Annotated in this window: 8 protein-coding genes and 3 pseudogenes; 6 read left to right on the top strand and 5 right to left on the bottom strand. The window is 66.7% G+C overall.

Translation table 11 applies throughout. The features are described from left to right. Positions 1–35: 35 nt before the first annotated feature. Genes VET27_RS12945 through VET27_RS12935 form a run of 3 tightly spaced genes read right to left on the bottom strand, consistent with a single transcriptional unit; the run spans position 36 to position 3,473 of the window. Positions 36–1,124 carry a DUF4185 domain-containing protein gene (locus VET27_RS12945; RefSeq protein WP_526518657.1) on the bottom strand — a complete coding sequence of 363 codons (1,089 nt, stop codon included), beginning with the start codon at positions 1,122–1,124 and terminating at the stop codon, positions 36–38. Between the two features lie 45 nt (positions 1,125–1,169). Continuing rightward, the gene (locus tag VET27_RS12940) at positions 1,170–2,204 is read right to left on the bottom strand and encodes an aspartate-semialdehyde dehydrogenase (RefSeq protein WP_526518655.1); all 1,035 of its coding nucleotides are present in this window, start codon (positions 2,202–2,204) and stop codon (positions 1,170–1,172) included. A gap of 3 nt (positions 2,205–2,207) precedes the next feature. Beyond that, positions 2,208–3,473, bottom strand: a complete 1,266-nt coding sequence (locus VET27_RS12935; RefSeq protein ID WP_526518653.1) for an aspartate kinase — start codon at positions 3,471–3,473, stop codon at positions 2,208–2,210. Between the two features lie 193 nt (positions 3,474–3,666). On the opposite strand from VET27_RS12935, the gene VET27_RS12930 reads away from it, so the two are divergent. After that, the gene (locus VET27_RS12930) at positions 3,667–4,275 is read left to right on the top strand and encodes a nitroreductase family protein (protein ID WP_526518651.1); all 609 of its coding nucleotides are present in this window, start codon (positions 3,667–3,669) and stop codon (positions 4,273–4,275) included. On the opposite strand, the gene VET27_RS12925 is transcribed toward VET27_RS12930, so the two are convergent. Then, complete coding sequence (locus tag VET27_RS12925) at positions 4,244–4,711, bottom strand: hypothetical protein (protein WP_526518649.1); 468 nt, start codon at positions 4,709–4,711, stop codon at positions 4,244–4,246. The genes VET27_RS12930 and VET27_RS12925 overlap by 32 nt on opposite strands. Before the next feature lie 177 nt (positions 4,712–4,888). Here VET27_RS12925 and VET27_RS12920 point away from each other — a divergent pair. The 5 genes and pseudogenes from VET27_RS12920 to VET27_RS12900 form a co-directional block, all read left to right on the top strand. After that, a pseudogene (locus VET27_RS12920) lies at positions 4,889–5,457 on the top strand (ammonium transporter); the annotation flags it as partial. A gap of 142 nt (positions 5,458–5,599) precedes the next feature. Then, positions 5,600–6,762 (top strand): annotated as a pseudogene (locus VET27_RS12915) (NAD(P)/FAD-dependent oxidoreductase). A 10-nt stretch (positions 6,763–6,772) separates the two neighbouring features. Then, positions 6,773–7,384, top strand: a pseudogene (gene relB / locus VET27_RS12910) (type II toxin-antitoxin system RelB family anti-toxin). A 510-nt stretch (positions 7,385–7,894) separates the two neighbouring features. Beyond that, positions 7,895–9,706, top strand: coding sequence for a 2-isopropylmalate synthase (leuA, locus tag VET27_RS12905; RefSeq protein ID WP_526518647.1), 1,812 nt, complete (start codon positions 7,895–7,897; stop codon positions 9,704–9,706). Positions 9,707–9,752: 46 nt separating this feature from the next. Next, positions 9,753–10,139 carry a hypothetical protein gene (locus VET27_RS12900; RefSeq protein ID WP_526518645.1) on the top strand — a complete coding sequence of 129 codons (387 nt, stop codon included), beginning with the start codon at positions 9,753–9,755 and terminating at the stop codon, positions 10,137–10,139. A 75-nt stretch (positions 10,140–10,214) separates the two neighbouring features. On the opposite strand, the gene VET27_RS12895 is transcribed toward VET27_RS12900, so the two are convergent. Then, the gene (locus tag VET27_RS12895; RefSeq protein ID WP_526518643.1) at positions 10,215–11,204 is read right to left on the bottom strand and encodes a DEDDh family exonuclease; all 990 of its coding nucleotides are present in this window, start codon (positions 11,202–11,204) and stop codon (positions 10,215–10,217) included. Positions 11,205–11,225: the final 21 nt, after the last annotated feature.

Here is an 11,225-nt window from a genome sequence, read left to right as displayed (position 1 = left end):
GCTGCTGCGGACCCACTGCGGACTGAGAGCGAGATTTAAGGCTCTGACCAGGGCTTGTACGGGTTCACCGCGAACTGAATCACCCGGTACGGCGCGTTGTCGGCCTGCGGCGACGTGTTCCACTGGCTGACGAACACGCGCAACTCGTCGAGCGTCGACCCGGGTGAGAGGTAGCCACCATAGGGCTGCGCCAGTCGGTTGTCCTCGGGCGGCGGCAGTTCGTCCACGTTGTCGGGCCACGCGGCCGCGAACACCACCGTCGTCACGGGCGCGGCACCGAGCCCGGTCGGGCCGTTTGCGACCCGGACCTCCATGTTGCCGGTGCTCGCATTGAAGTACGACAGCACCGTCTTGCCGTCGATCTGGCGGATGCTCATCTCCCCGACCGCGTCACCCCACAACGGCGTGGGTTCCTTGCCCCAGACGCCGCCGGCTGACCAGGCCTGCCAACTCGAGCGGTCGGTGAAGGACTGCGGGGTCGCCCGGTAGAGCTCGACGGGGCCGCTTCGGTCGAAGTTGTTGGCGACGACATAGACCCATCCGCTCGGCGAGTCCGGCGTGGGGATCGGGTCGTAGTAGCCACTGATCTGCGACTGCCTGCCGCCTGCGAACCCCGCTGGTCTCTGTGACTTCGGCACCGTCGGCCAATTCCCGTGAAACGGAGACGCCTTCACCAATCTCGAGGTCGACGGCACCAGGTCCTTGGTGGTGGTGACCAACATGTAGTTCTCGCGGTTGATCTGGACGATGCCCGCGGGCAGTTGCGACGATCCCGGCGGGGTCGGATCGGCCAGCAGCGGCTCGTCCGTTCCCGTGACACCGTAGTAGCGGACCCCGGTCGGTTCACCCACCGAGTCCATGTCGACGTGCAGGGCGACGGGCGAGAAGTACGGCCCGAAGGCCACCCCTTGTCCCGCGAAGCTGTCCCCGCACACTTGCAGAATGCCGCTGGGAAACTCCATGAACTCGCACAGATCCGTGGCTCCGATGCCGTAATCCCTTGTCGGCGTTCCTGTTCCAGCCGCAGGCCCGATGCGCATCACCTGACCGGGGGCCAGCGGCTGCAGCACCGGCTTCGGGACCGGAGCGGGCGGATCAGCGTGCGCGACGGCCACCGGCAGCATCGAAACACACAGGAGCGCCCAGGCCGCCCCACGAGAACTGATCACTTACAGCTGTGCGGCGAGGAGCTCGGCGATCTGAATGGTGTTGAGCGCCGCACCCTTTCGGAGATTGTCACCGGAGACGAACAACGCAAGGCCGCGTCCATCGGGCACACCGGGATCCTGCCGAATGCGTCCCACCAGTGAATCGTCGACGCCGGCGGCAGCCAACGGAGTCGGCACGTCCACCAGTGTCACCCCCGGCGCGGACGCCAACAGCTCCCTGGCGCGCTCGGGAGACAGCGACCGCGCGAACTCGGCGTTGATCGACAACGAGTGTCCGGTGTACACCGGCACGCGCACACAGGTTCCACTGACGAGAAGGTCCGGGACGCCGAGGATCTTGCGGCTCTCGAACCTCAGCTTCTGATCCTCGTCGGTCTCACCGGAGCCGTCGTCGACCAGGGAGCCGGCCAGCGGCACCACGTTGAAGGCGATCGGTGCGACGTACTTGTTCGGCGCGGGGAACTCCAGCGCCGACCCGTCGTGCACCAACTGCTCGCTGTCCTCGACCACCGCGCGCGCCTGGCCGTACAGTTCCTCGACGCCCGCCAGGCCGCTTCCCGACACCGCCTGGTAGGTCGACGCGATCATGCGGATCAGGCCCGCCTCGTCGTGCAGCACCTTGAGCACGGGCATCGCGGCCATCGTGGTGCAGTTCGGATTGGCGATGATGCCCTTGGGGCGAGTGCCCGCGTCACGGGCGAAGTTGACCTCCGACACCACCAGGGGGACGTCGGGATCCTTGCGCCACGCCGACGAGTTGTCGACGACGACGGCGCCCGCCGCGGCGAAACGGGGTGCCTGAACGCGGGACATGTTGGCACCCGCCGAGAACAGCGCGATGTCGAGGCCCGACGGGTCGGCCGTCGCGGCATCCTCGACCTCGATCTGCTGGCCCTTGAACTCCAGCTTCTTGCCCTGCGACCGCGCCGAGGCGAAGAACCGCACGCTCGCCGCCGGGAAGTCGCGTTCCTCCAACAGGCGGCGCATCACCTGGCCGACCTGGCCGGTCGCGCCGACCACACCTATCGAAACCATGCTCTAGATCCCGCTTCCCGCATACACGACGGCTTCCTCGTCGCCGCCAAGATTGAACGCCTCGTGCAACGCCGACACCGCCTTGTCCAACTCGGTGTCCCTGACGAGCACCGAGATTCGGATCTCCGAGGTCGAGATCAGATCGATGTTCACGCCGACGGCGGCGAGCGCCTCGCAGAACGTGGCGGTGACGCCTGGGTGGCTACGCATACCGGCGCCGATCAGCGACACCTTGCCGATGTGGTCGTCGTAAAGCACTTGGGTGAACCCGATTTCGTGCTGAAGCGACGATAGCTTCTCCACCGCCCCCGGGCCGTTGTCACGCGCGCAGGTGAAGGTGATGTCGGTCTTGCCGTCCTCGATCTTCGAGATGTTCTGCAACACCATGTCGATGTTGACGTCGGCGTCGGCGACCGCGCGAAACACCTTGGCGGCATATCCCGGAACGTCGGGAAGGCCGACGACCGTCACCTTCGCCTCGCCACGGTCGTGAGCGACTCCGGTCAGGATGGCGTCTTCCATCGGGATGTCCTCCATCGATCCTTTGACGAGTGTGCCCGCCTTGTCTGAGTACGACGACCGGACGTGTATCGGAACGTCGTAGCGTCGTGCATATTCCACGCACCGCAGCATGAGCACCTTCGCGCCGCATGCCGCCATCTCGAGCATCTCTTCGAAGGAGACGGTGTCGAGGTGCCGCGCGTTGGGCACGATGCGCGGGTCGGCGGTGAAGATCCCGTCCACGTCGGTGTATATCTCGCACACGTCGGCGTTCAACGCGGCGGCCAGCGCCACGGCCGTGGTGTCCGACCCGCCGCGGCCCAGTGTGGTGACGTCCTTGCTGTCCTGGCTGACGCCCTGGAAGCCGGCGACCAGCACGATGAGCCCCTCGTCCAGGGCACTCTGCAGCCGGCCGGGCGTGACGTCCATGATCTTCGCGTTGCCGTGCGTGCCGGTGGTGATGACGCCGGCCTGCGAGCCGGTGAACGACCGGGCCTCGGCGCCGAGCGAGGAGATGGCCATGGCGACCAGCGCGTTGGAGATGCGCTCGCCCGCGGTCAGCAGCATGTCCATCTCGCGCGGGGGCGGCGCGGGGTTCACCTGACGGGCCAGGTCGAGCAGTTCATCGGTGGTGTCGCCCATGGCGGACACGACGACGACGACGTCGTTGCCCGCCTTCTTCGTCTCGACGATGCGCTCGGCGACGCGGCGAATCCGGTCGGCGTCCGACACCGAGGATCCGCCGTACTTCTGCACGACGAGCGCCACTGTTCGCCTTTCCGTTCTGGGGGTCCCATAAGGATAAGGGGTCTGCGCACCCGGTTTTCCACTGCTGCCTGGCGGTCCCCGGATGCGGCGATTGTGCGGATTGATACGCGTCTCGCGGCGTGTCCCGAACGAAACCGCACGATCGCGGGCGGATCTGCCTGGCGGTGGCGCGGGACTAACCTCGGTCGATGTGATGAACCGGCTGGCCGACACGCGCGTACCGATCCACGGGCCCATCGCCGCGCGCTGGAGTCCACGGGCGTTCGACCCCGAGGCGACGGTCACCCTCGAGCAGGTGACCGCGGTGCTGGAGGCGGCCCGCTGGGCGGCGACCTGGGGACATCGACAGCCGGTCCGCTTTCTGGTCGGCCTGCGGGGCGACGAGACGTTCGGCGCGCTCGCGGCGACGCTCAAGCGCGGCAACGCGTACGCGCTTAGCGCGGGCGCGCTGATCCTGGTCTGCGCCGACGAGGGTCCCGACGAGAAGACGGCGCTGTACTCGGGCGTCGACGCGGGTGCCGCGATCGCCAACGCGAGCATCGAGGCGGTCGCGCGAGGCCTGATCGCGCACCCGATGGCGGGCTTCGACGCCAACGCGGCGCGCGCTGCCTTCGGCGTTCCCGACCAGGTGCGGCCGCTGGCGGTGCTGGCCGTCGGGACCCTGGGCGACTACTCGACGGCCGATGAGGCGATCGTCGACCGGGACTCGCAGGCCCGCGAACGTCTGCCGCTGGAGCAGGTCGCGTTCTCGGGCCGGTGGGGATCTGCGTTCACGCCGGACACGACGTCGCCAGCTGTTTGACCCGGGCTTCGAACTCGTCGTTGAACGCGGTGACCACCATCGCCACCGCGGGCGCCGCAGCACCCGGTGCGGTGTGCTGGCTCTGAGCGTCGAAGTCGAGGCGGGCTCGGACGAGTCGTTCCGCGGTGTGCGCCATGTCGCTCGCCTGTTCGGCGAGGTCGGGCGCCGTCACCTTCGCCGCTCGGTCGGCCAGGCCGTCCACCCAGGCCCGGTAGTCCAGTTCGCTGGGGTCGGTCGCCGCCTCATAGGACCCGGCGTCGGGAACGTGAGTCTTCGCGTTCAGCCCTTCGATCTGAGTCTTGTTGAAGACCAGCAACTCTCGCACCGGAGCGCAATCAGCCGAGGACGGACCACGGAAGAACACCCACCAGATGCCCATTCCCACGAGGACGGCCACCAACACCACCACCGTCGTCAGCGGCCTCACTCGCTTCACACCTCGATGCTGACACAGCCTCCATCGGACGACGCAACTGCTGCTCGCCAAGATGTCGCCGCGGACGCTTACGCGCCCGAAACACCACGATCCCGTCAAGTAACAGAAACATCGGTTAATGCCAGTGATCGGCCCCGCTCGGGGCCGCACCCCCAGGAGAAATCACTGATGGACGTAGTGGACACAGGCACCACGGCATTCATGCTGTGTTGCATGATCGGGCTCACCCTGATGATTCCCGGGCTGGCGCTGTTCTACGGCGGCATGGTCTCGGTGAAGAGCTCGACGAACATGATGATGATGATGGCCTTCGGCGCAGTGGCCGTCGTGGGCGTCCTCTGGGCTTGTACGGCTTCTCGATGGTCTTCGGCACCAGCTACGGCGGCTTCGTCGGCAGTTTCACCGAATTCGCCGGGATGAAGGATCTGCTCGAGTCGCAGACCACCATCTCCGGACTGCAGGTTAGTTTGTTCGCGTTGTTCCAGGCCCTGTTCGCGGCGATCACCGTGGCGCTGATCTCGGGCGCGGTGGCCGACCGGATGAAGTTCGGCGCCTGGATGGTGTTTGCGACCGCGTGGGCGGTGCTGGTCTACTTCCCCGTCGCGCACTGGGTGTTCGCGTTCGACGGCGTGGTGACCGAGGATTCCGTCGGCGGCTGGATCGCGAACAGTCTCAGGGCGATTGACTTCGCCGGTGGCACCGCGGTGCACATCATCGAGGCGGCCGCGATGGCGCGGGTGCCGTTGGCGGGCACCGACTGGATCCCCGGGGGGCGTCCGTGACCCGGCCGCGCGACGCTCCGCCGAGCGTGACGCCACTGCGAGAATTTCACGGATAGTTCGCAGTGGGCTCACGTTCGGTGCGACAAGAGAACAGCGCAGGGCGGCCATGACGGAAACCGCAGACGTCGTCATCGTCGGCGGCGGCATCGAGGGCGCGGCCGCCGCATGGGCCCTGGCCCAGCGCGGTGTCACCGACGTGCTGATCGTCGAGCGCGACACCGTCGGGTCGGGGATGACGGGCAAGTCCTCCGGCATCGTCCGGTGCCACCACGGCGTCAGTTCCCTGGCGGCGATGGCGACCGTCGGGCTCGACGTGTTCGAGAATGCCGAGGAGATCTTCGGACACGACATCGACTTCTGCCAGACCGGCTATGTCGTCGGAGTCGGCGAACCGAACGTGGACTCGCTGCGCAAGAGCCTGGCCGCCCAACGTGCCGTCGGCGTGGAGACCGAGGAGATCGACGCCACCGACGTCGCGGCGATGTGGCCGTACGCGGATTTGGAACCGTTCGCCGCCTTCGCCCACGAGGCGCGCGGCGGGTTCGGTGACGCCTACCGGACAGCGCAGGCGTTGGCCGTCGCGGCGCGGGGCGCGGGGGCGAGCATCCGGCAGGGCACCGCGATGACGGAGCTGCCCCTCGACGGCGATCGGGCGACCGGGGTGCGGCTAACCGACGGCACCGAGGTCACGGCGGGCACCGTGGTGATCGCGACCGGCATCTGGACGCGAGACCTGTTGTCGCCCTGCGGAATCGACGTGCCAATCCGCGTCGTGCGCGAGCAGATCGTCATGATTGCGCCCGGCGTCGACCTCGGACCCGTGCCCGTCTTCTCCGATCTGGTGTCCCTGCAGTACATCCGGCCAGAGCCAGGCGGAGAGGTGCTGTTCGGCAACAGCGACCTCTCCCACGTCCAGGACGCCGACCCCGACGACTACGTCAACCGGGCCAGCGAGGACTTCGTCGACGTCACGATCGACCGGGTCGGCACCCGCTTCCCCGGCTTCTCCGACGCCTCGATCACCGGCAGCTACGCCGAACCCGGTGATCTTCGCGGACCGGGATCGACGGTCTGGTCGTTGCCGCCGGATTCAGTGGACACGGCTTCAAGATCGCACCCGGGGTCGGCATGCTCGTCGCCGATCTGGTGATCGACGGACACAGCGCCGACGCACGCATTCCCGAGACCGACTTCAGATTGTCGCGATTCGCCGACAACGACCTGCTGAGGACGCCGTATCCGTACGTCGGCGCGAGCGAGATGCGTTAGGACTGTTGCCATGGCCTCCCCCGACCATCAAGTTCCGCTGCTCCGCAACGAGTCCGGCACCGCCCGTGACCGAGATCCCAGCGAGCCCGTCGAGAGTTGGAGTTCGAGGCCGCCATCGGACGCAACGTGCGCCAGCTCCGCCAGCAGCAGGGTCTCACGGTCGCGGAGATGGCCGCCCGAGTCGGCATCTCCAAGGCGATGATGAGCAAGATCGAGAACGCCCAGACGTCATGCAGCCTGTCGACCCTGGCGCTGCTAGCCAAGGGTTTCGACGTGCCGGTCACCTCGCTGTTCCGTGGCGCCGACGTGGAGCGGCCCGCGGCATTCGTCAAGGCGGGCACCGGAGCACGGATCGTCCGCAACGGCACCAGGGAGGGTCACGTGCCTCGAGGTCACTCTGACGGAGAAGAGCCAGACCTACCCGCTCTTCCAGCACCCTGGCACCGAGTTCATCTACATGCTCGACGGTGTCATGGACTACAGCCACAGCCGCTCGGTGTACCGCCTGCACTCGGGTGACTCGCTTCAACTCGACGGTGAGGGCGCCCACGGACCGGTGGACCTGGTCGAACTCCCGATCCGCTTCCTGTCGGTAGTCGCGTTCCCCGACTCGCAGGTCTGACGCCCGGTCACTGCACGTTCAGGTAGCCGCAGAGGCCGAACATCAGCGGAATGATTGCGGCTATGTACAAAGCGGTCACGATGATCTCCTCCGGTGAGTTGCGGGGCTTGTCTGCCTCGTTCACCAGCTAGGAGCGACCAGCGGGCCGGATTCCCACACTTTTCTGGACACCAGACGGCGGCGGGTCGGATCACCACGTCGCCGTCCTGCAGAAGCACTGCCGCGCAGGGTGAAGCGGAAGTCGTAGGGCTCGGAATTCTTGGCGTCCCGAAACGCTAGTTGCAGGGCTGCGATCCGCGGTGCGACCGCCCGCACCAGGCGTTCGACCAGGCCGCAGTCCAGTGTGACACGCGACTTTTGGACCAGCGGCTTTCCGGAGTACAGTGATCGTCGTGCAGCGGACGCTCCTCCTCGGACGCCGCGACGGGGTCTGAACCAGACTGGCTTCCCGTCGCGGGTGGTCTTGACGCGCCGGTCTGAATTTCTTCCAGACGAATCCGGAGCGAAGCCGTGAACAACCCGAACCCCCATTCCATCGACGCCTACACGTCGGTACGCACCATCAACACGCCATCCGGCGAGGCCAACCCCGGCCAGCCGGCCTGGAACACCCAGCGCGGCACCTCGATGCCGGTCAACCGGTACCGCACCTTCGCCGACGAGGTCGAACCCGTCACCCTGGCCGACCGCACCTGGCCGGACAAGGTCGTCGAAACGGCACCCATGTGGTGCGCGGTCGACCTGCGCGACGGCAATCAGGCTCTGATCGACCCGATGAGCCCCGAACGCAAGCGACGCATGTTCGACCTGCTGGTCCGCATGGGCTACAAGGAGATCGAGGTCGGCTTTCCCTCGGCCAGCCAGACCGACTTCGACTTCGTGCGGGAGATCATCACTCAGGGCGCGATCCCCGACGACGTCACGATCCAGGTGCTGACCCAGTGCAGGCTCGAACTGATCGAGCGGACGTTCGAGGCCTGTGCGGGTGCACCCAGGGCGATCGTGCACTTCTACAACTCGACGTCGATACTGCAGCGGCGCGTCGTGTTCCGCGCCGACCGCGACGCGGTCAAGGCCATCGCAGAAGACGGCGCCAGGATGTGCGTCGAAGAAGCTGCGAAACATCCTGATACGCAATGGCGTTTCGAGTACTCCCCCGAGTCCTACACGGGCACCGAACTGGAGTACGCGAAGGAGGTGTGCGACGCCGTGTCTGAGGTGATCCAGCCGACATTCGATTCACCGCTGATCGTCAACCTGCCCGCGACCGTCGAGATGGCAACCCCGAACGTCTATGCCGACTCGATCGAGTGGATGAGCCGCAACCTGGCCCGCCGCGACTCGATCATCCTGAGCCTGCACCCGCACAATGACCGCGGAACTGCCGTCGCCGCAGCCGAACTTGGCTATCAGGCAGGCGCCGACCGCATCGAGGGCTGCCTGTTCGGCAACGGCGAGCGGACCGGCAACGTGTGCATCGTGACACTGGGACTGAACCTGTTCAGCCGCGGCGTGGACCCGCAGATCGACTTCTCCAACATCGACGAGATCCGCCGCACCGTCGAGTACTGCAACCAACTGCCGGTGCACGAAAGGCATCCGTACGGCGGCGATCTGGTCTACACGGCGTTCTCCGGCAGCCATCAGGACGCCATCAACAAGGGCCTCGACGCGATGAAGGTCGACGCCGACGACGCAGATGCGGACGTCGACGACATCCCTTGGCAGGTGCCGTATCTGCCGATCGACCCGAAGGACGTCGGCCGCACCTACGAGGCCGTGATCCGGGTGAACTCGCAGTCCGGCAAGGGCGGCGTCGCCTACATCATGAAGGCCGACCATGGCCTGGCCCTGCCGCGACGGCTGCAGATCGAGTTCAGCCAGGCGATCCAGAAGATCACCGACGGCGAGGGCGGCGAGGTGTCTCCCAAGGAGATGTGGGACGTCTTCGCCGACGAGTACCTCGCGCCGATCAAGCCACTGGAGCGCATCCGGCAGAAGGTCGACGCGGCGGAGGTCGACGGCGGGACCGACACGATCACCGCGGTGGTGAAGGTCGACGGTGTCGAGCGGGAGATCGTCGGTGCCGGCAACGGTCCGCTCGCCGCCTTCGTCGACGCCATCGGCGCCGTCGGGTTCGATGTCTCGGTGCTCGACTACTCCGAGCACGCGATGTCCTCGGGCGAGGAGGCGCAGGCCGCGGCCTACGTCGAGGCGTCCATCGGTGACAGGACGGTCTGGGGCGTCGGCATTGCGACGTCCATCACCACGGCGTCCCTGCGAGCGGTGGTCTCCGCCGTCAATCGCGCAGCGCGTGCTTAAATGACGTCAGCGCAAACCGCGCACCGGCAACGTTTAAGGAGTAGACGTGGACTGGGGTTCTACCTGGGATTTCCTGTGGCACTTCCTGATCATCTTCGCGTGGATCGCTTACTTGTTGGTGTTGTTCCAGATCCTCACGGACCTATTCTGGCGCGACCACAAGACGTCGGGAGTCGTGAAGGCGATCTGGGTCGTCTTCCTGTTCCTGATTCCGTGGCTGACGGCGGTGATCTACCTGATCGCTCGCGGTCAGGGCATGTCGGTGCGGGCGCGTGAAGCCGCCGTCGCCGCCAAGCAGCAGACGGACGACTACATTCGGCACGCCGCCGGACGGTCACCCGCCGAAGAGATCGCGCACGCCAAGGACCTGCTCGACGCCGGCGCCATCACTCAGAACGAGTACGACTCGCTGAAGGCGAAGGTACTGACCTAGTCGAGACATCAGCTGTCGCTCGGATCAGCCCGGCCGCGTTTCCCCGCCGGGCTGATCTGCGTCTGAATGGCGCGCTCAGAACAAGGTGAACTGGTCGCCGCTGAGCGTGGCATCGCTGAACTCCTCCACGCCGGTACCGCCGACGATGCGCTCCACGATCGTCATGAAGTCGGCGTCGCTGACCAGCGGTATCCCCATCTCGCCCGCTTGATAGCCGCGGCCCTGATCCGGTTCGAGCTCGTTGCAGATCACCAACGACGTCTGCTGGTCGACGATGTCCGCATACGCCAGTCCGGCATGCAGGATCCGTTCGATGAGCTCCTCGTAGGTGTGGGTCACCTCGGCCGACAACGCCACCCGCATGCCCTGCACCAATGGGCGGCCTGCGACGAACCGGCCGGGATTCTGAAAGTCGCACGGCAGCCTGGCCGCGATCGTCTTCAGTGGCAGGAGTTCCTCGTGCGTCACCTGCCCGTTGGGCCAGCCGCGGCGCCTCACGGGGCGGACCGGCAGCCACGCCTTGCGGTCGTGAGCACCCGCCAGGGACGGTTTCAGGATCTGTGCGAGCACCAGGGCGTCGTCGAGCGCGTCGTGCGGGCGCATCTGTGTCACGCCCCAGTGCGCGGCCAACGTCTCGAGCCGCAGATTCTCGATGCCCAGGTCCAGCCTGCGCGCCAACTCCACCGTGCACATCACGGTGTCGACGGGCAGCTCGGCCCCGACGAGCTCCGCCTCGTTGGCCAGGAACGCGTAGTCGAAGCCGACGTTGTGCGCCACCAGCGTGCGACCCTCGAGCACCGAGTTGAGCTCGCCGATCACTTCCGCGAACGTCGGTTGACCCGCCAGCATCTCGGTGGTCAACCCGTGGACGTGCGTGGGACCAGGGTCGACACCGGGATTGAGCAGGCTGGAGAAGCTGTCTTCGACGTTGCCGTCGTCACCGAGGGCGAGTGCCGCCACGCTGACGACGCGGGCTTGCCGCGGGTGGAACCCCGTCGTCTCGACGTCGACCACTGCCCAGCCCGCGCCGGGCTCGGTAGCCGGTCGGCCGAACGTTTGGCGCACGTTTCGAGGATGGCACGGTCC

This window comes from Mycobacterium sp., from assembly GCF_035633495.1.
Taxonomy (GTDB): domain Bacteria; phylum Actinomycetota; class Actinomycetes; order Mycobacteriales; family Mycobacteriaceae; genus Mycobacterium.
This window is presented reverse-complemented; position numbering and strand designations above follow the sequence as displayed.